The organism is Vannielia litorea, from assembly GCF_019801175.1.
GTDB classification, from domain to species: Bacteria; Pseudomonadota; Alphaproteobacteria; order Rhodobacterales; family Rhodobacteraceae; genus Vannielia; species Vannielia litorea_B.
The window spans coordinates 2273319-2294374 of sequence record NZ_JAHVJR010000001.1 but is presented as its reverse complement, the minus strand read 5'-3'; the positions used below and the strand labels follow the sequence as shown (position 1 = coordinate 2294374).

At 67.3% G+C, this 21056-nt stretch carries 27 protein-coding genes; 10 read left to right on the top strand and 17 right to left on the bottom strand.

Features of this window, described 5'->3' with window-relative positions; all coding sequences use genetic code 11:
* Positions 1–135 precede the first annotated feature (135 nt).
* The 5 genes from KUV38_RS11275 to KUV38_RS11255 form a co-directional block, all read right to left on the bottom strand.
* Positions 136–834 carry an urease accessory protein UreF gene (locus tag KUV38_RS11275; protein WP_261385207.1) on the bottom strand — a complete coding sequence of 233 codons (699 nt, stop codon included), beginning with the start codon at positions 832–834 and terminating at the stop codon, positions 136–138.
* On the bottom strand, positions 782–1351 hold the full coding sequence (locus KUV38_RS11270) for an urease accessory protein UreE (RefSeq protein ID WP_222470137.1): 570 nt from the start codon (positions 1349–1351) through the stop codon (positions 782–784). Before KUV38_RS11270 ends, KUV38_RS11275 begins: the two co-directional genes overlap by 53 nt.
* Positions 1348–1947, bottom strand: coding sequence for a hypothetical protein (locus tag KUV38_RS11265; protein WP_222470136.1), 600 nt, complete (start codon positions 1945–1947; stop codon positions 1348–1350). Before KUV38_RS11265 ends, KUV38_RS11270 begins: the two co-directional genes overlap by 4 nt.
* Positions 1944–2543, bottom strand: a complete 600-nt coding sequence (locus tag KUV38_RS11260) for a hypothetical protein (RefSeq protein ID WP_222470135.1) — start codon at positions 2541–2543, stop codon at positions 1944–1946. Before KUV38_RS11260 ends, KUV38_RS11265 begins: the two co-directional genes overlap by 4 nt.
* Before the next feature lie 69 nt (positions 2544–2612).
* Complete coding sequence (locus KUV38_RS11255; RefSeq protein WP_222470134.1) at positions 2613–2837, bottom strand: hypothetical protein; 225 nt, start codon at positions 2835–2837, stop codon at positions 2613–2615.
* Positions 2838–3008: 171 nt separating this feature from the next.
* On the opposite strand from KUV38_RS11255, the gene KUV38_RS11250 reads away from it, so the two are divergent.
* The gene (locus KUV38_RS11250; RefSeq protein WP_222470133.1) at positions 3009–3368 is read left to right on the top strand and encodes a hypothetical protein; all 360 of its coding nucleotides are present in this window, start codon (positions 3009–3011) and stop codon (positions 3366–3368) included.
* Positions 3369–3614: 246 nt separating this feature from the next.
* Here KUV38_RS11250 and ureC read toward each other — a convergent pair whose 3' ends face one another.
* Complete coding sequence (gene ureC / locus KUV38_RS11245; protein ID WP_222470132.1) at positions 3615–5324, bottom strand: urease subunit alpha; 1710 nt, start codon at positions 5322–5324, stop codon at positions 3615–3617.
* A 167-nt stretch (positions 5325–5491) separates the two neighbouring features.
* Between ureC and KUV38_RS11240 the strand changes: the two genes are divergently transcribed.
* Positions 5492–6328: a c-type cytochrome gene (locus KUV38_RS11240; RefSeq protein ID WP_222470131.1), complete on the top strand. Its 837-nt coding sequence runs from the start codon at positions 5492–5494 to the stop codon at positions 6326–6328.
* A 17-nt stretch (positions 6329–6345) separates the two neighbouring features.
* Here the strand turns inward: KUV38_RS11240 and KUV38_RS11235 are convergent, their stop codons facing one another.
* The 8 genes from KUV38_RS11235 to KUV38_RS11200 are packed head-to-tail and all read right to left on the bottom strand — an operon-like array spanning position 6346 to position 10016.
* On the bottom strand, positions 6346–6831 hold the full coding sequence (locus KUV38_RS11235) for a GFA family protein (protein WP_222470130.1): 486 nt from the start codon (positions 6829–6831) through the stop codon (positions 6346–6348).
* Entirely contained in the window at positions 6815–7219 is a 405-nt protein-coding gene (locus tag KUV38_RS11230; protein ID WP_222470129.1) for a carboxymuconolactone decarboxylase family protein, read from the bottom strand. The genes KUV38_RS11235 and KUV38_RS11230 overlap by 17 nt, the downstream gene beginning before the upstream one ends.
* Complete coding sequence (locus tag KUV38_RS11225; protein WP_222470128.1) at positions 7220–8035, bottom strand: cyclase family protein; 816 nt, start codon at positions 8033–8035, stop codon at positions 7220–7222. It lies immediately after the preceding gene.
* A 40-nt stretch (positions 8036–8075) separates the two neighbouring features.
* The gene (locus KUV38_RS11220; protein ID WP_222470127.1) at positions 8076–8372 is read right to left on the bottom strand and encodes an antifreeze protein; all 297 of its coding nucleotides are present in this window, start codon (positions 8370–8372) and stop codon (positions 8076–8078) included.
* A gap of 5 nt (positions 8373–8377) precedes the next feature.
* A complete protein-coding gene (locus KUV38_RS11215) occupies positions 8378–8686 on the bottom strand; it encodes an urease subunit beta (protein ID WP_222470126.1) in 309 nt (102 codons plus the stop codon).
* Entirely contained in the window at positions 8683–8844 is a 162-nt protein-coding gene (locus KUV38_RS11210) for a hypothetical protein (protein WP_222470125.1), read from the bottom strand. Before KUV38_RS11210 ends, KUV38_RS11215 begins: the two co-directional genes overlap by 4 nt.
* A 13-nt stretch (positions 8845–8857) precedes the next feature.
* Complete coding sequence (locus KUV38_RS11205; protein ID WP_222470124.1) at positions 8858–9160, bottom strand: urease subunit gamma; 303 nt, start codon at positions 9158–9160, stop codon at positions 8858–8860.
* 4 nt (positions 9161–9164) lie between these two features.
* Positions 9165–10016, bottom strand: a complete 852-nt coding sequence (locus KUV38_RS11200) for an urease accessory protein UreD (protein WP_315898618.1) — start codon at positions 10014–10016, stop codon at positions 9165–9167.
* A gap of 357 nt (positions 10017–10373) precedes the next feature.
* Here KUV38_RS11200 and urtA point away from each other — a divergent pair, with 357 nt between their 5' ends.
* The 6 genes from urtA to urtE all read left to right on the top strand — a co-directional run bounded on the left by urtA (position 10374) and on the right by urtE (position 16655).
* A complete protein-coding gene (gene urtA, locus KUV38_RS11195; protein ID WP_222470123.1) occupies positions 10374–11663 on the top strand; it encodes an urea ABC transporter substrate-binding protein in 1290 nt (429 codons plus the stop codon).
* Positions 11664–11781: 118 nt separating this feature from the next.
* Positions 11782–13791: an urea ABC transporter permease subunit UrtB gene (gene urtB, locus KUV38_RS11190; protein WP_222470122.1), complete on the top strand. Its 2010-nt coding sequence runs from the start codon at positions 11782–11784 to the stop codon at positions 13789–13791.
* A gap of 3 nt (positions 13792–13794) precedes the next feature.
* Complete coding sequence (locus KUV38_RS11185; protein WP_222470121.1) at positions 13795–13983, top strand: hypothetical protein; 189 nt, start codon at positions 13795–13797, stop codon at positions 13981–13983.
* Positions 13980–15206 (top strand): urea ABC transporter permease subunit UrtC, encoded by a 1227-nt coding sequence (gene urtC / locus KUV38_RS11180; RefSeq protein ID WP_222470120.1) that lies wholly within the window; start codon positions 13980–13982, stop codon positions 15204–15206. The genes KUV38_RS11185 and urtC overlap by 4 nt, the downstream gene beginning before the upstream one ends.
* Positions 15203–15943, top strand: coding sequence for an urea ABC transporter ATP-binding protein UrtD (gene urtD / locus KUV38_RS11175; protein WP_213545114.1), 741 nt, complete (start codon positions 15203–15205; stop codon positions 15941–15943). Before urtC ends, urtD begins: the two co-directional genes overlap by 4 nt.
* Before the next feature lie 16 nt (positions 15944–15959).
* Positions 15960–16655, top strand: a complete 696-nt coding sequence (urtE, locus tag KUV38_RS11170; protein WP_222470119.1) for an urea ABC transporter ATP-binding subunit UrtE — start codon at positions 15960–15962, stop codon at positions 16653–16655.
* A 40-nt stretch (positions 16656–16695) separates the two neighbouring features.
* Here urtE and KUV38_RS11165 read toward each other — a convergent pair whose 3' ends face one another.
* Positions 16696–17793 (bottom strand): tRNA-dihydrouridine synthase, encoded by a 1098-nt coding sequence (locus KUV38_RS11165; protein WP_222470118.1) that lies wholly within the window; start codon positions 17791–17793, stop codon positions 16696–16698.
* 223 nt (positions 17794–18016) lie between these two features.
* Between KUV38_RS11165 and KUV38_RS11160 the strand changes: the two genes are divergently transcribed.
* Both KUV38_RS11160 and KUV38_RS11155 read left to right on the top strand, forming a co-directional pair.
* Positions 18017–18790 (top strand): pyrroline-5-carboxylate reductase family protein, encoded by a 774-nt coding sequence (locus KUV38_RS11160; protein ID WP_222470117.1) that lies wholly within the window; start codon positions 18017–18019, stop codon positions 18788–18790.
* A gap of 69 nt (positions 18791–18859) precedes the next feature.
* Positions 18860–19690, top strand: a complete 831-nt coding sequence (locus tag KUV38_RS11155) for a bifunctional allantoicase/(S)-ureidoglycine aminohydrolase (RefSeq protein ID WP_222470116.1) — start codon at positions 18860–18862, stop codon at positions 19688–19690.
* 15 nt (positions 19691–19705) lie between these two features.
* On the opposite strand, the gene KUV38_RS11150 is transcribed toward KUV38_RS11155, so the two are convergent.
* Both KUV38_RS11150 and KUV38_RS11145 read right to left on the bottom strand, forming a co-directional pair.
* A complete protein-coding gene (locus KUV38_RS11150) occupies positions 19706–20584 on the bottom strand; it encodes an NAD(P)/FAD-dependent oxidoreductase (protein ID WP_222470115.1) in 879 nt (292 codons plus the stop codon).
* Positions 20585–20588: 4 nt separating this feature from the next.
* The gene (locus tag KUV38_RS11145) at positions 20589–21050 is read right to left on the bottom strand and encodes an RrF2 family transcriptional regulator (protein ID WP_222470114.1); all 462 of its coding nucleotides are present in this window, start codon (positions 21048–21050) and stop codon (positions 20589–20591) included.
* Between the last annotated feature and the right edge of the window lie 6 nt (positions 21051–21056).

Below are 21056 nucleotides of genomic sequence, written 5' to 3'. Positions count from 1 at the left end.
CATCCCACGCCCCCCCGGCACGCGCAAGATCGCGCCAGCGCCACACCCGCTGCATTTTCTTGCTGCAAATAATCAATCCCGCGGGTGCCGCCCGCGCCTCCGTGCGATGCAGGCAGATCCGCCTGCCGCGCGCCCTCAGCTCCGGAACACCCGGGAATAGAGCGCCTCGTGCCGCATCGCCGCCACGTCCCCGGCAAAGCTCGCCGTCCCCAGCCTGTCCAGCCCGCCTGCAATCGCCGCCCGCGCCACCGCCTCGCAGCGCTCCGTCAGCCGCGCCAGTATCGCCTGCGCCTCGGTCTGGCCCAGCGGCACGGCGCGGGTCGCCACCGCCACGAGGTTGCCGATGAAGGCCTGCAAATACATCGTGGCGGTCAGTTCCAGCGGCAACCCATGCAGCCCCGCCGCGCGGCCCACGGCCACCGGGTAGGCCATTGCCTCCACCTCGCGCTCGGGCCAGAGCGCCGTGACCGTCCGGGCAAAGGCCGTGCCCTGTTCCACCGTTTCCGCCAGCCGTTCCGCCGAGGGGGCCAGCGCGCGGGCCAGCGCGTCGACCTCCGCCAGCGCATCGCCCTCCGCGCCATGGGCCGCTGCCAGCAGGGCCGCATCGGCCCGGCCCGCGCCGTCCTCCAGCACGCCCGCCAGCCAGTCCTCCACGCTCTCCCGCGTCACCCGGCCCTCAACCAGCGCCGCCTCCAGCCCGTGCGACCATGCGAAAGCACCGACCGGAAAGCCGGGCGATAACCATTGCGCCAGCCGCAGCACCGCCTCTGTGGCGGTGGCCTCAGTGGTCATGCGTGTGCCCATGGCCATGATCGTGCCCATGCCCGTGCTCATGGCTATGCCCGTGGTCGTGCCCGTGAGAATGCCCGTGCCCATGCCCCTCAGGCCCATGCTGCGCCCCGTGGTCATGGCCGTGGGTCCGCCCCTCGCCATAGGCGCCGCCCTCCGGTGTGAAAGGCTCCTCGACCTCCGCCACCTGCGCGCCCAAGCGGGCCAGCATATCCGCCATCACGTGATCGCGCTGGATCAGCAGCCGCGCCTCCTCCACCTGGCAAGGCGTGTGCCGGTTGCCGATGTGCCACGCCAGCCGCACGAGGCCTTCTCCCCGCACCTCCAGCAACGGCTCCACCGCCGCCTCCACCGCCAGCAAGCCGCCGCCCGAGAGCACCAGCGCATCGCCCGCATCGAGCGAGGTCGTCCGGGCCAGATCCACCAGCACCCGCGCGCCGCTCTCCGTCACCAGCACCTTGCGCCGCAGGAACCGCGCGTCATAGCTCAACCGCACCCGGTCTCCCGCGCCCTCGGCCCTGCCGCGCCGCACCTCCTGTGCCGTCTCCATCTGCTCGCTCATTCCACTGCCTCTATGTTCACGTAATCGTACCGGTCCACCCGGTCGTCCTCATGCCAGGCCAGCGCGTAGCTGAAGCCGAGCGCGGGGATGTAATTGCGCTCTTCCCGCGCCACCAATTCCCCGTCTTCGTAGATCCGCTGCTCCACCGGCAGCATCTCCAGCGTGCAGTCGCCAATGGTGGCCTCGCCCGGTTCGCCAAAGCGGATGCCCAGCATCTCTGCCACCGGATCGCCGCCGTAGGTCGCCACGATCCGCAGGCCCCAGCCGTGGCCTGGTGCGGGCTCCGGCGTGCCTTCGGGCCTGGTCGGAAAGGCAAAGGTCGCGCGGCTGCCCGGCACCAGCGCGCCGCCCTCCATTTCGATCGACTCCAGCAGGTAGACCCCGCGCGCGTAGGAGAACCGCGTCTGCTCGGCTCCGCCCACCGTGAGCACACTCTCGACCGTCGCAGCACCAGTGCGACGAAACACTTCGCTGTCGCCATTCGCCAGCTCCAGCCGCACCCCGCCTGCCATATCCGCCGCCACCGGGCAGGCCGTGCCCGCCGTGCCCGCCAGCACGCCCGCCGCGCAAAGCACCACTGCGCCCCGGCCGCTCATCGCACCGCCTCCACGCTGACGTAGGTATAAACCTCCTCGATCTCGCCATCGGCATAGAGGGCCAGGTAGGAATGCCCGAACTCCGGCAGGTAATGCAGCACCTCCCGGCTCACCTCCTCGCCCGCCGCGTTCTGGCGGGTGGTGATCGGGATCACCTCGTAGGAACAGCTTCCATAGGTCCATGTGACCGGCTGGCCAAAGCTGTAGGTCCAGACCTGCTCCTTGGTCTCCGCGCCGGTCACGGTCACCTCGGCGGCAACGTCCAGCCCCGGCGCCGGGGCGGGCAGGGGGGAGATGTCATAGCTGTAGCGGTCCGGCGCCCCCTCTGGCACGCCGTTCACGAGGTTGACGATCTCGGTCACATAGACCCCATGCGCCAGCCGCACCACGTTCAGGTAGCCGTCGCTGCCGTAGGTCGAAACCACCTCGCCCGGCGCCTCGCCCCGTTTGATGACCTCGACATTCCCCGTCGCCTCGGAAAACCGCACGCCTTTGTCCATATCGGCGCCCACCGGGCAATCGGCGGCAAGGGCAGGGGTGGCGGCCAGCGCGGCAAGCACCGCGATGGCGCGCGTGTGGGGCAGGGTGAGGGGCAAGGTCTGGTCTCCCGGCAGGCTGTGCTGAGAGCCTAGCGGGATTTGCCTCCGATGGAAGGCCGCGCAGCCTCAGAGGTAGAGCAGGTCGCGGAAAACATGGCGCGGGATCTCGTCGCGCGTCAGCCCCATCGCGGAGAGTTCCTTGTCGGAGAGCGCATTCAGCCGGTTGATCTGATGCATCCGCGAGCGGCTTTCCATATAGGCGTTCAGCCCCATGCCGAGGGTGGCAAAGAAGGCGTCGATCCGGGCGCGGAGCGCGGGCGCAAAGCTGGTGTCTGTGGTCTGGAGTGTCATCGCTGGAAACCTTGTCATTGGGTTGCAGGGTTTCCTCCCATGAGATCAGGCTAGCACAGGCGGGGCAGGGCGGAAGGCCCGGCTTTGCAGGGCAGCCATGTGCTGCGGGCAGAGGAGCGGGCAGCGCTGCGTGTAACGGTCCGTTAACCGAGCCTGCGCCAACATCGCCCCATGAGCCGCGTCGAATCGTTCCCGCCTGTCCTGCCCACCCAGCCCACCGCGCTGGCCGATGCGCTGGGCGCGATCCGGGCGCAGATGGCCGCGCTGAAGACCTGTGAAGAGGCCCTGCGCGCCGCCCTGATCGCCGCCCGCCCCACCGGCCCGGTGGAGGGAGCGGCCTTCACGGTGACGGTGTGCCACAGCACCCGCCGCAGCCTCGACCCCACGCGCCTCCCCGCCTACATCCGCGACGATCCGGCCTTTTGGCGGGAGAGCGTGAGCGTAACTGTGGCTACAACACCAAGGGCGCGTCCGCAGATTGTGGAGGGCGAGGGCGAGGACGACTTCGAGGTCATCGAGCGCTTCTCCTGATCTCGCCAAATTCGCGAGCCCGGCATCGCCGTGCCGCGGGGTGGCGGCAGCAACGCCTGTTCATGGCACTTTATCGTGCAGTGGTCATCTTCCCTTTGATGTCGCGCCCAACCTCACCCAAGCGCCGCCCCGGGGGGCGGGACGGCGCTGCCCGGCGCCTTACGGCGCGCACCGGGCAGAGCATTCCAACTCGCTGCCGCCCTGTCAGCACCGGAGGATGGGCAATCTGCCCACCACGCCGCGCCGCTAGAACATAAAATACCGCTGCGCCATCGGCAGCCGTTCGGCGGGCTCGCAGGTGAGCAACTCGCCATCCGCCCGCACCTCGTAGGTCTCCGGATGCACCTCGATCTTCGGCCGCGCGTCGTTCAGCTTCAGCGCCGATTTCCCGATCCCCCGCGTCCCCTTCACCGCCAGCAACTCCTTGGCCAGCCCGAGTTGGCCGCGCAGCCCGCCGGCCACCGCCGCCTCGCTGACGAAGAGCGCCGCCGAGCGTTCCACCGCCCGGCCCATGCTGCCGAACATCGGCCGCGTGTACACCGGCTGCGGCGTCGGGATCGAGGCGTTCGGGTCGCCCATCTGCGCCACCGCGATCATGCCCCCCAGCAGCACCATCTCCGGCTTCACCCCAAAGAACGCCGGGCTCCACAGCACCAAATCGGCCCGCTTGCCCACCTCGATGCTCCCGATCTCATGGCACATCCCATGGGCAATCGCCGGGTTGATCGTGTATTTCGCCACATAGCGCCGGGCGCGGAAGTTGTCGTTGTCCCCGGTCTCCTCGGCGAGCCGCCCGCGCTGCTTCTTCATCTTGTCGGCGGTCTGCCAGGTGCGGATCACCACCTCGCCCACGCGCCCCATCGCCTGACTGTCCGAGGCGATGATCGAAAACGCCCCCATGTCGTGCAGTATGTCCTCCGCCGCGATGGTTTCCCGCCGGATACGCGACTCCGCAAAGGCCACATCCTCGGGGATCGATTTGTCGAGGTGGTGGCACACCATGAGCATATCGAGATGCTCCTCCAGCGTGTTCACCGTAAAGGGCCGGGTCGGGTTGGTGCTGGACGGCAGCACGTTCTCCTCGCCGCAAACCTTGATGATATCCGGCGCATGGCCCCCGCCCGCGCCCTCGGTGTGAAAGGCGTGGATCGTCCGGCCCTTGATCGCGGCCACCGTGTTCTCCACGAAGCCGCTCTCATTCAGCGTGTCGGTGTGGATCATCACCTGCACGTCCATGTCGTCCGCCACGCTCAAACAGCAATCAATCGCCCCCGGCGTCGTGCCCCAATCCTCGTGCAGCTTCAGCGCACAGGCCCCGGCGTTCACCATCTCCACCAGCGCACCGGGCAGCGAGGCATTGCCCTTGCCCGCAAGGCCAATGTTCATCGGCACCCCATCCAGCGCCTGCAACATCCGGCCTATGTGCCACGGCCCCGGCGTGCAGGTGGTCGCCAGCGTGCCATGCGCGGGCCCGGTGCCGCCGCCCAGCATGGTCGTCAGCCCCGAGTGCAAAGCATCGTCAATCTGTTGCGGGCAGATGAAGTGGATATGGCTGTCAAACCCGCCCGCCGTCAGGATCTTGCCCTCCCCCGCAATCGCCTCCGTCCCCGGCCCGACGATGATATCCACTCCCGGCTGGGTATCCGGGTTCCCTGCCTTGCCAATCGCCGCAATCCGCCCGTCCTTCAGCCCGATATCGGCCTTGTAGATCCCGGTATGATCAAGCACGAGCGCGTTGGTAATCACGGTATCCACCGCCCCCTCGGCCCGCGTGGCCTGCGCCTGCCCCATCCCGTCGCGGATCACCTTGCCGCCGCCAAACTTCACCTCCTCGCCATAGGTGGTAAAATCCTTCTCCACCTCGATGATCAGGTCGGTATCCGCCAGCCGCACCTTGTCACCGGTGGTCGGGCCGAACATCGCGGCATAGTCGGAACGGGGGATGCGGGTGGCCATGGCGGCTCCTTTCAGGCGGTCGTCATCAACAAAGCCCACCCGCAACACGTCAATTGACGCGACTCGCGGACAGGCGCAAAATTGACCCTACGGAAACTACGGCGCCATTTGCGCCGCGCGAGGGTCGGGGCCGGCAAACAGGCCCCTTTTTCTGAAGGATGAAAGCAATGCGTTACCCGGTATTGAGCGGGGCGCTGGCGATGGTCTGTACGCAGGCCTTGTCCGAGCCCACAATCGAGCGTGGAACTTACCTGGTTGAAGGCCCGATGGGCTGTGGCAACTGCCACACGCCGCTGGGGGCCGAGGGTTTCGTGGCCGGAGCCGAGCTCTCCGGCAGGCTGGTGGAGCAGAACGAGGCCTTCACCGCCATCGCCCCCAACATCACGCCCGCCGGTCCGTCCGGCACGTGGAGCGATGCCGATCTGGCCCGCGCGATCCGCGAGGGCATCCGCCCCGACGGCTCGCTGATCGGCCCGCCGATGCCGTTCACTTTCTATCGCGGCCTCAGCGATGACGACCTCGCCTCGGTGGTGATGTATCTGCGCAGCGCGCCCCCGGTCGAGAACGACCCCGGCGCCTCCACCTACAACATCCCGCTGCCCCCGGCCTACGGCCCGCCGGTCGAAGCGGTCGCCGCCCCCACGCAGGGCGTGACGGCGGACTACGGCGCTTACCTCGCTGGTCCAGTCGCCCATTGCATGGAGTGCCACACGCCGATGGGCGCCACCGGCCCGATGGTCGAGACCGATCTCGGCCGCGGTGGCTTCCAGTTCTACGGGCCGTGGGGCACCTCGGTCGCCTCCAACCTCACCTCTCACGAGGACGGGCTGGCGGGCTACACCGACGAAGAACTGGCCGCGATGATCACCCAAGGCAAGCGCCCCGACGGCACGCCCATGCTGCCGCCCATGCCCTACGGGTTCCTCGCAAAGATGAGCGCCGACGATCTCGCGGCGATCATCCTCTACCTGCGCAGCCTGCCGCCGCTGCCCGACGCCGGCTGAGGAGGGCACCCGCGCCCTCATGCCGCCCAGACCCCGTGCTTTCGGTGCCAGTCGGCCAGCGAGAGCGCGGGGTATCCGTCATAGCACTCATCCTCCGGCCCCGCGTTCAGCGGCACCCAGTCGGGCTTGTCCGCCAGCATCAGGTGCACGCGGGCCGGGGCAGGGGGCAGGGGGGTGTCGATGGCGCTGGCCATAGGGTGGATCAGCTCGGGCCATGTCGGGTCATAGAGCCACAGCTCCGAGCCGCAGGCCGCGCAGAAGTTCCGCTCGCCCGTGGAAACCTCGCAAACCCCGCCGCGCTCGATTTCGGCCCGATACACCGCCGTCCGGCCCTCGACCTCCATCGTCTCAGCGATGCCACCAAGGTTGACCGCATAGCCACCCCCGCCGCCGGTCTTCCGGCAGATGGTGCAATAGCAGAGCTGGTAGGGCACCGGGGTGTGGCTTTGCAGCGAGAACCGCACGGCGCCACAGCGGCAAGAGCCCTCAAGCGCCATTGGCATCAAACACCTCATCCACCGGCACCTGCATTGCCGTGACCATCCCGTTGGTCATCATCGCCGCCCCGATAACCCGGACCAGCTCGGCGTGCATCTCGGCGCTCATCCCCTTGGCCTTCGCCGCTGCCGTGTGGCTGTGCACGCAATACGAACACCCGTTCGCCGTGCTCACCGCCACGTAGATCATCTCCTTCACCAGCGGGTCGAGCGCCCCCGGTCCCATCAGGACCGAGAGCTTGGCCCATGTCTCCTCCAGCGCGTCCTCGTCATGGCCGAGGGCACGCCAGAAGTTGTTCACATAGTCGGTGCCCCGTGCCTCGCGGATCGCGGCAAAAACCGCCGCCGCCCGGGGCGAAAGCTCATCGTCGGACAAAAGGGGCACCGTCGCCATTCAGACCACCGCCATCACGCGGGCCGGCCCGCCGGTGCCGCCACCATGCTTCGGCGCGCCCACAAAGAGCGTCGCCCCGCTCGCCGGCACCTCATCCAGATTGGCCATGTTCTCGATCCCGTAGCGCCCGGCGGGCAGCCACGAGTAATGCACCGCGAAATCCGCCGAGTTGCCCGGATCGAGCGAGAGCGTATCCACCCCGATGCTCGCCACGCCCATCTCCAGCAGCATGTCCGTCGCCGCCTTGGCAAAGCCCGGAAAGGCGAAGTTCCCCTCGCCGTCATTGCGGAACGACGGATCGCCCATCTTCGCGCCCCAGCCCGAGTTCATCGCCACGCAGGCCCCTTCCGGGATCTCGCCATTGGCCGAAACCCATGCCTCGATATCCTCCGGCTCCACCATCGCGTTCGGCTCCTCGGCGGCCTTGGCCTTGAGGTCGATCACGCAGAGCGGGCACATCAGGCTTTCGGGCGGCAGCATGTCCACCGTGTCGGTGCCTTCCGCAAAGTGGGCCGGCGCGTCGATATGGGTGCCGGAATGCTCGAAGAACGAGACCTTCCAGATCTTGTAGCCATCGGCGGCATAGTCCTTGTCGGAGGCAAACTCGATCCCCGGCAATCCGTCGAAGGTCGGGAACTCGGGGGTGAGCGTATAGGTCAGGTCCACCACCTTGCCGCTCGACTGGGCGAGGGCAGGGCGCGAGGCCATCGCCCCGGCGGCCACCGCGGCCGCCCCCGCGGCGGCACTCCGGGCAAAGAAGGACCGGCGGTTCATCGCCGTCTTGCGGACATTCTCGATCAGGCACGCGTTACACATCTTGGGCACTCCCTTTCTGGTTGGTCCTCCCGTTAACCCTTCACCTCAGCTTCGGCCCCCTCCGAGCCAGCCGCACCACGTTGGAGCGAGTCTTGCGGCGCAGCGGGCGCAGCGCGGCTGCCCCCACGTTACGGCCCTGCATGGCGGCCACCGAGGCCTCCTGCGCGGCCTTGGCAAAGGCCCGCTGCTTCTCGCGCACCATCCGCCCGTTCTCGCCTGCGGCCACGTTCCACGTGCCGGCCATGCCCATCATCCGCATCCAGATCACGGCGCTGGCCTCCATCGTCATGATCGCCATCTGCATTTGCAGCCGCAGCAGGGCACTGGGGTTGAACATCGGGGTCAATCGAGCGCTCCCATGACCTTCTGGTTGAAGCCATAGATCTTCCGCGCGCCGCCAATCGCAATCAGCTGCACCTCGCGGGCCTGACCGGGCTCAAACCGCACGGCGGTGCCTGCGGCGATGTCGAGCCGCATGCCCCGCGCGGCGTCCCGGTCAAAGTCGAGCGCTGCGTTGGTCTCGGCAAAATGGTAGTGGCTGCCCACCTGCACCGGGCGGTCGCCGGTGTTGGCGACCATCAGAGTGATCGCCTCGCGGCCGGCGTTCAGCTCGATATCGCCCTCCGCGGTGATCACCTCACCGGGGGTCATTTGCGGCTCCAGAGGAAGGCCGCGAAGCCCGCCGCCACGATCACCGCCAGCGCGGCCATCAGCGGCAGGGCCGAGTTGGCCTCATGCGGGTGCAGGTGCGCGCCGGAGTGGGCGAGGGCGGGTGTGGCGGTGGCCAGCAGGGCGGCGATGTATTTCATGTCTCGGTCCTTATTAGCGAATGGGGTTGTGTACGGTCACCAGCTTGGTGCCGTCGGGAAAGGTCGCCTCCACCTGCACCTCGTGGATCATCTCGGCGATCCCCTCCATGCATTGCTCCGCGCTCACCACCTGCGCGCCCGCCTCCATCATGTCCGCGACCGAGCGGCCATCGCGGGCGCCCTCCACCACCGCATCGGTGATCAGCGCAATCGCCTCGGGGTGGTTCAGCTTTACGCCGCGGGCCAGCCGCTTGCGGGCCACCTCTGCGGCCATGGCGATGAGGAGCTTGTCCTTTTCGCGGGGGGTGAGTTGCATGGGTTCAGAGCCTCCAGGATCGTGGAAGGGTATTGCCCGAAAGCCGGTCCAGCGCGGGCATGAGGAGCTTGCGCAGGCCAAAACCATCGGGGCCGAGGAATCGGGCCACCATCACATCTTGCGCAATCAGCGAGGCGCCCGCCAGAGCGTCTTGCGGCAGAGCGGCACGGAGCGCATCGCGCTGGTGTTCGGCATCGGGGGCGACATAGACAACCAGCGCCGAGGCACGGCAGCCCGCGCCGGTTGCGGGGCCCGCAAGCCGGGCGCTGATATCGCCCTCCAGCCGCGTGGCATCGGTAAAGAGCCTTTCGCCGCCCCGAAACACCTCGACCCGGTCGCTGAACCAGCCCTCGGTCAGGTGCTCGCCCATCGCCGTGCGGCCAAAGACCAGCGGCTCACAGAGCAGCAGCCTGGCATCCTCCGCCAAGTCTACCCGCAGGCGGCGGCGCAGGGCGCAGGCCTGAAACAGGATCGTCTCCTGCGGCAGCCAGTGTAGGCCGGCCCCCGCGCCCGCGCTCAGCCGGACCGATACCTCGCCAACCTCGCCCGGCTGGGCGCGATAGGCCCGCTCTGCGGCCTGTGTGGTGAGGCTCAGCGCCGCGCCCGGCTCGGCCCCGGCCTCAAGCCGAAACCTGTCGCCCCCGGTGATTCCGCCCGCCGAATTGAGCAGCATTGCCTGCAAGGCGCCCGCGCGTCGGGGGAAGAGCAGCTTCATCGCGCCCGACATCCGCAACTCGCCGATCCGCCCGCCGCCACGGGCATCGGGCCGCGCCGTCACCCGCGCCGCACCAACGGCCCTCGGCTGCTTCGCCCGCGCCGCGCCTATCTCGCCTTCAATGGTAATGGCTGCCCCCACGCATATCTCCTGCCGATGTTTTCACCACGCAGCGTTCCGGCTGACCACAAGTGAGCGGCGATCCTGCCGCCGGGTCAAGTTGCCTGCTGAATTTCTGGGCGGATGCTCGGATTTCTGCCGCGAAATTAATCAATGCGGGGCGGACACCTGTTTTCTGCAATCCCGAAATTGCGCCGGAACCGCGCCGCTCCAAAGCATGTCCCCGCCCGGAGCACGCTGAGACGCACCGCATCGGGTGCGCAAGCCGCCGCCGGTGAGGACATGGCAGCAGCCCCGCGCCAACATCAACAGGAACTTGCTTCGGGGTCTGCTCGCGTGTCGCCCTTGCCGGCCACACACCCCGAACGGAGGGATAAAATGACCGCTTTCAAGAAAACCGCTGCATCCGTGCTCGCGCTCGGCCTCACCGCCGGTGCCGCCTCTGCCCAAGAGGTGAGCTGCCCGATCAAGGTCGGCGTGCTGCACTCGCTCTCGGGCACCATGGCCATTTCCGAAACCACGCTGAAAGAGACGATGGAAATGCTCGTCGCCAGCCAGAACGAGGCCGGTGGCCTGCTCGGCTGCGATCTCGAAGCCGTGGTCGTCGATCCGGCCTCCGACTGGCCGCTCTTCGCCGAAAAGGCCCGTGAGCTGCTGACCGTCCACGAGGTCGATGTGATCTTCGGCAACTGGACATCCGTCAGCCGCAAATCCGTGCTGCCGGTGATCGAAGAGCTGAACGGCCTGCTCTTCTACCCGGTGCAGTACGAGGGCGAAGAATCCTCCAAGAACGTGTTCTACACCGGCGCCGCGCCTAACCAGCAGGCCATCCCGGCCACCGACTACTACCTCGAAGAGCTGGGCGTCGAGAAATTCGCGCTGCTGGGCACCGACTACGTCTATCCCCGCACAACCAACAACATCCTCGAGTCCTACCTGAAGGACAAGGGAATCCCCGCCGAGGATATCTTCGTCAACTACACCCCCTTCGGCCACTCCGACTGGTCCAAGATCGTGTCCGACGTCGTTGCGCTGGGCGCGGACGGCAAGAAGGTGGGCGTGATCTCCACCATCAACGGCGACGCCAACATCGGCTTCTACAAGGAACTGGCCGCTCAGGGCATCTCCGCCGAGGACATCCCCGTCGTGGCCTTCTCCGTGGGGGAAGAAGAGCTCGCCGGTCTCGACACCTCCAACCTCGTCGGCCACCTCGCCGCGTGGAACTACTTCATGTCCGCCGACACCGAGGCCAACGCCGACTTCATCTCCAAGTGGCACGCCTTCATCGGCTCGGAGGACCGCGTGACCAACGACCCGATGGAAGCCCATTACATCGGCTTCAACATGTGGGTGAACGCCGCCACCGAGGCCGGCACCACCGATGTGGACGCCGTGCGCGCGGCGATGTGGGGCCAGGAGTTCCCCAACCTGACCGGCGGCACCGCCGTGATGGGGGTGAACCACCACCTCTCCAAGCCCGTGCTCATCGGTGAAATCCGCGCAGACGGCCAGTTCGACATCATCTCCGAGACCGATCCGGTCCCCGGCGATGCATGGACCGACTTCCTGCCCGAGTCGGCTGTTCTGACCTCGGATTGGAAAGATCTCGAGTGCGGCATGTACAACACCGAGACCTCCACCTGCGTGCAGATCGAAAGCAACTACTGAGCCATCAGGCTCTTCCGGGCGGCGCTGAATTTCGGCGCCGCCCGATACGCCAGCGGAGGGGGCGGCACGCGCTGCCCCCTCCGGCCCAAGGGGACAACGCGCGGTGGGACATTCCAGCATGATCAAGGCCTTGCAGGCTCTGGCGCTCTTCTGCGCCCTCACTCTCTCCGCGCCCGCACTGGCGCAGGACAGCACCCTCGACACCCCCGCCGATGAGGCGACCCAAGCCGCTCCCGCCGAGATGGGCCCGATCCAGACGCTGCTTCAAGAGCACGCCGCCGACCTCGCCAAACCCTCCCGCCGCACCATCCAGCCGGTGATCGACGGGTTGGCAGGCTCCGGGCTGGAGGGCATGCAGCAGGTTCTGCAGGTCTGGGAAGCCCGCGAGATGTATCAGCGCGAAAGCGACGGCTGGTTCTTCAAGGGCGAGAAGGGGCCGGACCGCACGATCATCCTCACCGATTTCGACAGTGGCGAAGCGCTGGAGCCGGTGCCGTCTGGCGAGGTCGATAACCTCAAGCCCAACTCAGGCGTGCGCGGGCTGATCGCCTCTGCCCTTGTCCGCTTCCAACTGCTCGATCCCAACGCCGCCCGGCGGCAGGATGCGCTCACCGCCATCTCCCGCAACCCCGACGCCTCGCACCTCGAGCCGCTCGCCGCCTCCATCGACGAAGAGCCAAGCCCGGCGCTGAAGGCGCAAAAGCAGCGGCTCCTGACCCTGCTCACCATCTCCTTCGGCGCCGATGAAGATGCCCGGATCGCCGCCATCGAGAGCGTCGCAGGTGATCTGAACGTCGACACCCGCGCCACGCTCAATCCGCTGGTCGCCACAACCCTCAAGGCCGCCGAGGGCGAACCCACGGGCAATATCGCCCGCACCCTGCGCCCTGGCTCCGAGGAACTGCCCCGCAACGCCGCCTACGATATGGCCGCCGCCGCAGCCGACTTGCCCGCCCGCATCGAGCCCTCCGACCGCCGCAACGCGCTGCAGGCCAACATCGCCGATGGGGCCGTGGGCGGCGTGCCGCTTTCTGAGCTGAACACCATAGGGGCCCGCGAGCGCGCCTATGCCGCGCTGGTCGAGGCCGGCACCGTCGCCCCCGCGCCCACCGAAGCCGAGATCGACGCCGCGCTCGCCCGCTTCACCTTCTACGAGGAATACGCCGAGCCATCGCCCTTCGTCACCGAGTCCGCCAATGCCGCCCTCCGCTCGATCGACGCCAAGGTCGGCCTGAACACCACGCTCGATCTGGGGCTCGACGCGCTCTCCCTCGCCTCCATTTATTTTCTCGCCGCCATCGGGCTGGCCATCACCTTCGGGGTGATGGGGGTCATCAACATGGCCCACGGCGAGTTCATCATGATGGGCGCCTATACAGGCTACGTCGTTCAACAGATGATCCCCAACCACACGGTCTCGATCATCGTCGCCATCCCGCTGGCCTTCGCGGTGACCTTCGCCGCCGGGGTGGCAATGGAGCGGCTGGTGATCCGCTGGCTCTACAACCGCCCGCTCGAAACCTTGCTCGCCACTTTCGGCATCTCCATCGCCCTGCAACAGCTCGCCAAGAACATCTTTGGCACCCAGGCCCGCCCGCTCACGGCCCCCGGGTGGCTCGACGGGCAGTGGCAGATCAACGAGATCGTCGGCATCTCGATGATCCGCGTGGCCATCTTCGTGCTCGCCATCGTTTTCCTGCTGTTCTTCCTCTTCCTGATGAAGAAGACCCGCCTCGGGCTGGAGACCCGCGCCGTCACCCAAAACCCCCGCATGGCCGCCTCGATGGGCATCAACCCCGGCCGCGTGAACATGCTCACTTTCGGCCTCGGCTCCGGCATCGCCGGCATCGCCGGGGTCGCAATCGGCCTCTACGCCAAGGTCACCTCCGAGCTTGGCGCCGACTACATTGTGCAGAGCTTCATGACCGTGGTCGTGGGCGGCGTCGGCAACATCTGGGGCACGCTGCTCGGTGCGGGCATGATCGGCTCGCTGCAAAAGGGCATCGAATGGCTGAACCCCTCCAACACGCTGGCGGCCCAGACCTACATGATCATTTTCATCATCATCTTCATCCAATTCCGGCCAAGGGGCATCATCGCCCTCAAAGGCCGCGCGGCGGGGGATTGAGCGATGTTTGGTTTGACCCTTCGCACCCCCCGCATCCCGCCGCGCCTCTCGCTGGACCAATCCGGCGGCTGCCAAGCCGAAGATTTTTCACGAAAAATCTTCCCCGCGCCCAAAAGTTTTCAAGAAAACTTTTGCCACCCCAGTCCGAAAAATCTTCGTGAAGATTTTTCCGCCCCGGAGGCGACCGCATGAGCCGCTCCTTCATCGCCCGTAACCCCTCCATCCTCGTCTTCCTCGCCTGCCTCGGCCTCTTCACCGTGGCCGTCACCATCGCCTCCGAAGGCTTCGGCCTCGGCCTGATCTCCACCAGTTTCGTCAAGACCCTCGGCAAGACCCTTTGCCTCTGCCTCGTCGCCGTCGCGATGGACCTGATCTGGGGCTATTGCGGCATCCTCTCGCTCGGCCATTTCGCCTTCTTCGGCCTCGGCGGCTACATGATCGGCATGTGGCTGATGTATGAGCGCACCCGCCTCATCGTCACCGAGAGCATGGCCGCCCAGCAGATCCCGCCCACCCCTCAAGAGGTGATCGACTCCATCGGCACCCAGATTTTCGGCGTGGTCGGCTCCTCCGAATTCCCGCTCATCTGGTCCTTCGCCCACAGCCTCACCCTGCAACTCATCCTCGTCGTCGCCGTGCCGGGCCTGCTCGCCCTCGTCTTCGGTTGGCTCGCCTTCCGCTCCCGCGTCACCGGCGTGTACCTCTCGATCCTCACCCAGGCGATGACCCTCGCCCTCGCGCTCTACCTCTTCCAGAACGACTCCGGCCTGCGCGGCAACAACGGCCTCTCCGGCCTGCAAAACCTGCCCGGCATCACCGCAAGCCAGGATGTCGTCTCCATCTGGTTCCTCTGGGCCTCCGCCCTGGCCCTTGGCCTTGGCTACCTGCTCGCCGCCTTCGTTGTCTCCGGCAAGTTCGGCTCGGTCATCCGCGGCATCCGCGACAACGAGGCCCGCGTCCGCTTCCTCGGCTACTCGGTCGAAACCTACAAGCTCGCCATGTTCACCCTCACCGCCTGCATCGCGGGCATCGCGGGCGCCCTCTACTACCCGCAGGCGGGCATCATCAACCCGGCCGAAATCGCCCCCATCGCCTCCATCTACCTCGCCGTCTGGGTCGCCATCGGCGGGCGCGGCAGGCTCTACGGCGCTGTCATCGGCGCGGCCCTCGTCAGCCTCGTCAGCACCTACTTCACCGGCGGTCAGGCCCCCGACATCCCGCTCGGCTTCTACACCATCAGCTGGGTCGATTGGTGGACGGTCCTGCTCGGCCTCACCTTCGTCCTCGTCACCCTCTTCGCCCCCAAGGGCATCGGCGGCCTCTTCGACCTCGTCACCGCGCGCCTGCCCTCCAACCGCCACGGGGCGGACTACGGCCCTGACGCAGGCGCCAAGCGAGAGGAGGAGGGCCAATGAGCACTCTGCTTGAAGTCAACGGCATCTCCGTCACCTTCGATGGCTACAAGGCCATCCGGAACCTCAGCTTCAACATCGGAGAGGCCGAGCTGCGCGCCATCATCGGCCCCAACGGTGCCGGCAAGACCACCTTCATGGACATCGTCACCGGCAAGACCAAGCCCGACGAGGGCAAGGTGATCTGGGGCGAGATGAGCCGCAACCTCGTGGGGATGAACGAGGCCAGGATCGCCCAGGCCGGCATTGGCCGCAAGTTCCAGAAGCCCACGGTCTTCGAGGATCAATCGGTCCGCGAAAACCTCACCATGGCACTGCAAAACAAGCGCGGCTGGTCCTCCGTCCTGTTCTGGAAACCCTCCAAGGCCGACCAGAACCGCGTGGTCGAACTCGCCGCCGAGATCGGCCTTGCGGACGAGTTGGAGCGCACCTCCGGCGAGCTCTCCCACGGGCAAAAGCAATGGCTCGAAATCGGCATGCTGCTGGCGCAGGAACCCCGCCTCCTGCTGGTCGATGAACCGGCGGCGGGCATGACCCTCGCCGAACGCGAGCACACCACCGACATCCTGAAGGAAGCGGCCAAAACCCGCGCCGTCGTGGTCGTCGAGCACGATATGGAGTTTGTCCGGCGGCTCGAATGTAAGGTGACCGTGCTGCACGAAGGTTCGGTGCTGGCCGAAGGCTCGCTCGACCACGTCACCTCCAACCCCGAAGTCATCGAGGTGTACCTTGGCCGCTGAATCTCCAAAACCCGCCATGCTCACACTCGACGGCCTCACCCTGCACTACGGCCACAGCCAGATCCTGCACGGCATCTCGATGGAGGCCCGGCAGGGCGAAGTCACCTGCGTCATGGGCACCAACGGCGTCGGCAAGACTTCTTTGATGAAGGCGATCTCCGGCACCCACGCCCGCTCCGGCGGCAGCGTCACCTTCGACGGCACCGAGATCGGCAAGCTCCCTGCCCACGAAATGGCCCAACGCGGCCTCGCCTACGTCCCGCAGGGCCGTGACATTTTCCCGCTGCTCACCGTGAAGGAAAACCTCGAAACCGCCTACGCCTGCCTGCCTCGCTCGGAACACGAGATCCCGGGCGAGGTCTTCGAGCTCTTCCCGATCCTCAAGGAGTTCATCGGCCGTCGCGGCGGCGACCTGTCCGGCGGCCAGCAGCAGCAACTCGCCATCGCCCGCGCGATGATGACCAAGCCCAAGCTCCTGTTGCTCGACGAGCCGACCGAGGGCATTCAGCCCAACATCATCCAGCAGATCGGCAAGGTGATCGAATATCTGCGCGACCGGGGCGATATGGCGATCATTCTCGTCGAGCAGTATTTCGAGTTCGCCTACAACCTCGCTGACCGTTTCGTGGTGCTCCGCCGTGGCGAGGTGCGGGCCTCCGGTGCCCGTGGCGAGATCGAGAAGTCGGCGCTCATGGCAGAGGTCAGCGTGTAGGGCGGGACTCGCCCCGCCACACCGCGCCCTTCACCCCGCCTCAGGCGGACTTCGCGTAGCCACCGTTGTATTCTTCGCTCTTCCGGCGCACCTGCGCGTGCTCCACGATCCGCTCCCGCGCGATCCCCCGGAAATCCTCGATCGAGGAATGGCCCATGCGCTCCATGTAGTCGCTCAGGTCGTCCTTCAGCTCCTGAATGAGCTGCACGCCCACGCCGCCGCTGCCTTTCTCTTCCATCGCCGCCGTGCAAACCTGCAGGTTGCCCGCGCCGTGGACGATAAAGTTGAACGCCTCGCGGAAGCCCTTGATCCCGCCGATCCCCGAGATCGACTGATCGGGATAGGCACGCGAAATGTCCGAGACCCGCTGCAACGCCTGATGCAAAATCGCCAGCCCGCCCAGCCCGCCGGAGGTGACGAGCCCGTCGACCTCCACCTCGAACTTCAGCGTCTCCGGGTCCATCAGCGGCAGCGAGGGGAAGGTGTTGCACAGCGAGATCGAGGCCGCGCCCGCCTCATAGGCCGCCCCGGCGGCATCCACGAGGGTCGAGGTCGCGGGCGTCAGCTTGACCCAGACAGGCACATCCACCGCGCTCTTCACCGCCTTCAGGATGGCGCGGATGATGTCCTCGTCATTGGCGATGTTCGCGCCCATGTCCTTGCGGTCCATATGCGGGCAGGAGAGGTTCAGCTCCAGCGCGTCGCAGCCCACATTCACCACGGCTCGCGCCAGCTTGCGCCAGGCTTCCATCTCCTCCTCGTTGCCGCAGCCGGCCATGATTGAGGCAATCACCATGCGGTCGGGGTAGGTGGTCTTGATTTCTTCGAGGTCGGGCAGCCATTGCTCCAGTGGCTGGTCCGAGATCAGCTCCCAGTTCCACGACGAGTGCGAAACGGTGTCGGGCCGCTTCATCCGCGACACATAGGGCTTCTGCTCGCTGGTCCGTTGGTAGATCGTCTTCGGCCCGGCCACGTTTTCCACCGGGTGCAGGCCGATGGTCTTGGTTACCACGCCGCCCCAACCGGCCTCGAAGGCCTTCAGGATTTTCCGTTTGCTCTCCGTCGGCGGGGCCGAGGCCAACACGAAGGGGTTAACGAACTCAAGTCCAGTGAAAGTGGTTGCAAGTGTGTTTGCCACGGCGTCCTCGATCCTCTGTTTCCCCTCCAGCGTCCGCCCGTTGCCCCCGTCCGGTCAATGAAATTCACGCGCGGCCGAGCCCTTGGCAGCAAATTTCTGACCAAATGATCAAAAAATAGTCACAACCGCCGGTTGGTAACGGTCCTTGGCCGGGCTTGCCGCCGCGCTTCCCCAAGCCGCGTCCCTCCGCTAGGGCAGGGGAGGCGCATCGCACGGAGGCTTCATGACACTCGCTCAAACGACCCTCGCCCTCATCGGCACCGGCATGCTGGGCCGCGAAATCGCCCGTGGCCTCATCGCCTCGGGCCACCCGCCCGCGCGCCTGATCCTCGCCAATACCACCGGCGCCGCGCCCGAGGGTCTGCCCTGCCGCACCACCACGCCCGCCGAGGCCGCTGCAGAGGCCGACGCGCTCCTGCTCTGCGTCCCGCCCGCTGCCGCGCCCGGCCTCCGGATCACCACCGCCAAGCCCGTGCTCTCAACCATGGCCGGCATCACCCTTGCCCGCCTCACCGAGTTGACGGGCAGCACCCGCACGATCCGCGCCATGTCCTCCCCCGCCGCCGGCGACCGCCTCGCCTTCTCCCCCTTCACCGCCGCCCCCGGCGCCACGGGGGCCGACAAGGCGCTGGCCTCCGAACTCTTCTCCGCCCTCGGCACCACAGCTGAACTGCCGGGCGAAGCCCAACTCGATGTCTTCACCGCCATCACTGGCCCGGTGCCCGGCTTCGTCGCCTTCTTCGCCGAGGCGGTGCAACGCTACGCCGAGAGCGAGGGCGTCGCGCCTGAAACCGCCCTCGCCGCCACCCGCCAGCTCTTCCTCGCCGCAGGCCGGATGATGGCCACCGGCCCCACGCCCGCCGAGCACGTGCAGGAGATGGTCGATTACGCCGGCACCACCGCCGCCGGGCTCGAGGCCATGCGCGCCTCGCCGCTCGCAGGCCTCATCGCCGAGGGCCTCTCCGCCGCCACCGCCCGCGCGCGAACCATCGGCTGACGCGGGGCAGGGGGCTTTCCAGCCCGCCCCGCCCGGTGCTACCAGAGGCCCACCTCAGGAAAGACCGCCATGACCACCCGCACCTACGCCCGCCCCCCCGGCGGCATGCCGCCCCAGACCGAAAAGCTCTCCTCCTCCGCCGCCTTCACCACCGCCTACGCGGTGATCCCGGCGAGCGTGCAGCGCGAAATCGTCACCTCCTTCCTGCCCGGCTGGCGCGAAACCCGCTTCTGGGTGCTGGCCCGCCCGCTCTCCGGCTTTGCCGAGACCTTCTCGCAATATGTGGCAGAGGTCGCGCCCGGCGGCGGCACCGACCGGGACGAGGGCGAGGAAGGGGTGCAATCGGCGCTCTTTCTCACCCACGGAGCGGCGCGGCTGGATATCGGCGGTGAAACCCACCTGCTGACCCCCGGCAGCTTTGCCTACCTGCCCCCCTCCGCACGCTGGAGCCTCACCGCAGAGGGCGAGGAGGTTGCCGTCTTCCATTGGTTCCGCAAGCGCTACCAGCCCGCGCCGGGCGTGGAGCCGCCCGCCTTCTTCCACCGCAACGACGCCGAGATCGAGCCGGTCCCGATGCCCGCCGAGGGCGGCCTCTGGGGCACCACGCGGTTCATGGACCCGGCCGACATGGCCTTCGATTTCCACGTCACCATCGTCACCCTCGACCCGGGCCTCTGCATTCCCTTCCTTGAAACCCACGTCATGGAGCACGGGCTCTACGTGCTGCAGGGCAAGGGCGCCTACCGGCTCAACACCGATTGGGTCGAGGTCGGTCCGGGAGATTTCATGTGGCTCCGCGCCTTCTGTCCGCAGGCCTGCTACGCGGGCGGGCCGGGGCAGTTCCGTTATCTGCTCTACAAGGACGTGAACCGCCACGCCCCGCTTCCGCACCACCCGTAGGGCGGCGCGCGCGGCTCAGAACACCAAACTCCGATGCACCGCCGCCCCGGCAAAAGCCCCTTGCCCCACGGCCAGCGCGATCGAATGCGGCTGCTTCGCCGTATCCCCGCAGGAGAATACGCCCGCCACGCTGGTCGCGCCCATCGCATCCACCGCCACCATGCCGCCCATCGGCGTCTCTTCCACCGCGCAGCCCAGTGCCTCCGCAATCGGCGAGGCGGGCCAGACCCGGCTCGCGGCAAAGAGCCCGTCGAACTTCAGCGCCCGCCCGTCTGCCAGATGCGCCACCGGCCCGGCCTCCAGCCGCACCAGCGCCGCCTCTTCCACCCGCACGCCCCGTGCCTCCATCGCCGCCGCCTGCTCCGGCGCGGGCAGGAACCCGAAGGGCAAGAACGTCACCTCGCCCCACTCGGTGATCAGCTCCGCCATATGCACCACCAGCTCCGAGCTGCCAATCACGCCAATGTCGCCCTGCTCCAGCTCGTAGCCGTGGCAGTAGGGGCAGTGAAACACCTGCCGCCCCCAAAGCGGCTCCAGCCCCTCGACCTCCGGCAAGTCATCTTTCACGCCCGTGGCCAGAACCAGCCGCCGACCCTCCAGCACCCGGCCCCCGGCCAGCGCCACCCGGAAGCCGTCGATCTGGCCTTCGGCTGCAACCGCCTCGCCCTCGACCCACTCAAGCGTTCCGTATTTCTCCAGCTGCGCCCGCGAGATCTCCAGCAGGCTCGCAGGCGGCGTGCCGTCGCGAGTGAAGAAGCCCTGCGCATGGGCCGCCCGCGCGTTGCGGGGCTGGCCTGCATCCACAATGGCCACTGAGCGCCGCGCCCGCAGAAGCTGGAGCGCAGCAGATTGGCCGGCGGGGCCACCGCCGATCACGATCGCATCGAATGTCATGGGGTTATCCTTTTGCTATCCCGGCCTTCGCGCCGGACCTGTGCGCCGCGAACCGGGCGCTGAATTCCTTAGCCAGATCGGCCAGCGTAACGGCGGCAAACCGCTCCAGCAGCAGCGCCTCGGCGGCGACAAAGGCATCGTCCATCACCGCGTTCACCGCCTGCTCCACAAGGCAGCCCGGCGCCTCGTTCTTGTGCCCAATGGCAAACACCGTCGGCTCCCCCAGCGCCTCGTGCAGCTGCCGCAGGGTGACGCCCTCCAAGGGCACCGCCAGCTCCCAGCCGCCCGCCGCGCCGCGCGTCGCCCGCACCAGACCGGCCTCGCGCAGCAGCCCCATCGTGCGCCGCACCACAACCGGGTTGGTGCACATGCACTTGGCCAGCACCTCAGAGCTCATCGGGCCCGCATGATCGGCCATGTGCAGCAGCGCATGGAGCACCATCGAGAGTCTGCTGTCGCGTTTCATCCGCGC

Coding starts and splice junctions, on each gene's coding strand:
- KUV38_RS11275 (WP_261385207.1), bottom strand. CDS start 834: ATGAGCACGGGCATGGGCACGATCATGGCCATGGGCACACGCATGACC.
- KUV38_RS11270 (WP_222470137.1), bottom strand. CDS start 1,351: ATGAGCGAGCAGATGGAGACGGCACAGGAGGTGCGGCGCGGCAGGGCC.
- KUV38_RS11265 (WP_222470136.1), bottom strand. CDS start 1,947: ATGAGCGGCCGGGGCGCAGTGGTGCTTTGCGCGGCGGGCGTGCTGGCG.
- KUV38_RS11255 (WP_222470134.1), bottom strand. CDS start 2,837: ATGACACTCCAGACCACAGACACCAGCTTTGCGCCCGCGCTCCGCGCC.
- KUV38_RS11250 (WP_222470133.1), top strand. CDS start 3,009: ATGAGCCGCGTCGAATCGTTCCCGCCTGTCCTGCCCACCCAGCCCACC.
- ureC (WP_222470132.1), bottom strand. CDS start 5,324: ATGGCCACCCGCATCCCCCGTTCCGACTATGCCGCGATGTTCGGCCCG.
- KUV38_RS11240 (WP_222470131.1), top strand. CDS start 5,492: ATGCGTTACCCGGTATTGAGCGGGGCGCTGGCGATGGTCTGTACGCAG.
- KUV38_RS11235 (WP_222470130.1), bottom strand. CDS start 6,831: ATGCCAATGGCGCTTGAGGGCTCTTGCCGCTGTGGCGCCGTGCGGTTC.
- KUV38_RS11230 (WP_222470129.1), bottom strand. CDS start 7,219: ATGGCGACGGTGCCCCTTTTGTCCGACGATGAGCTTTCGCCCCGGGCG.
- KUV38_RS11225 (WP_222470128.1), bottom strand. CDS start 8,035: ATGTGTAACGCGTGCCTGATCGAGAATGTCCGCAAGACGGCGATGAAC.
- KUV38_RS11220 (WP_222470127.1), bottom strand. CDS start 8,372: ATGTTCAACCCCAGTGCCCTGCTGCGGCTGCAAATGCAGATGGCGATC.
- KUV38_RS11215 (WP_222470126.1), bottom strand. CDS start 8,686: ATGACCCCCGGTGAGGTGATCACCGCGGAGGGCGATATCGAGCTGAAC.
- KUV38_RS11210 (WP_222470125.1), bottom strand. CDS start 8,844: ATGAAATACATCGCCGCCCTGCTGGCCACCGCCACACCCGCCCTCGCC.
- KUV38_RS11205 (WP_222470124.1), bottom strand. CDS start 9,160: ATGCAACTCACCCCCCGCGAAAAGGACAAGCTCCTCATCGCCATGGCC.
- urtA (WP_222470123.1), top strand. CDS start 10,374: ATGACCGCTTTCAAGAAAACCGCTGCATCCGTGCTCGCGCTCGGCCTC.
- urtB (WP_222470122.1), top strand. CDS start 11,782: ATGATCAAGGCCTTGCAGGCTCTGGCGCTCTTCTGCGCCCTCACTCTC.
- KUV38_RS11185 (WP_222470121.1), top strand. CDS start 13,795: ATGTTTGGTTTGACCCTTCGCACCCCCCGCATCCCGCCGCGCCTCTCG.
- urtC (WP_222470120.1), top strand. CDS start 13,980: ATGAGCCGCTCCTTCATCGCCCGTAACCCCTCCATCCTCGTCTTCCTC.
- urtD (WP_213545114.1), top strand. CDS start 15,203: ATGAGCACTCTGCTTGAAGTCAACGGCATCTCCGTCACCTTCGATGGC.
- urtE (WP_222470119.1), top strand. CDS start 15,960: ATGCTCACACTCGACGGCCTCACCCTGCACTACGGCCACAGCCAGATC.
- KUV38_RS11160 (WP_222470117.1), top strand. CDS start 18,017: ATGACACTCGCTCAAACGACCCTCGCCCTCATCGGCACCGGCATGCTG.
- KUV38_RS11155 (WP_222470116.1), top strand. CDS start 18,860: ATGACCACCCGCACCTACGCCCGCCCCCCCGGCGGCATGCCGCCCCAG.
- KUV38_RS11150 (WP_222470115.1), bottom strand. CDS start 20,584: ATGACATTCGATGCGATCGTGATCGGCGGTGGCCCCGCCGGCCAATCT.
- KUV38_RS11145 (WP_222470114.1), bottom strand. CDS start 21,050: ATGAAACGCGACAGCAGACTCTCGATGGTGCTCCATGCGCTGCTGCAC.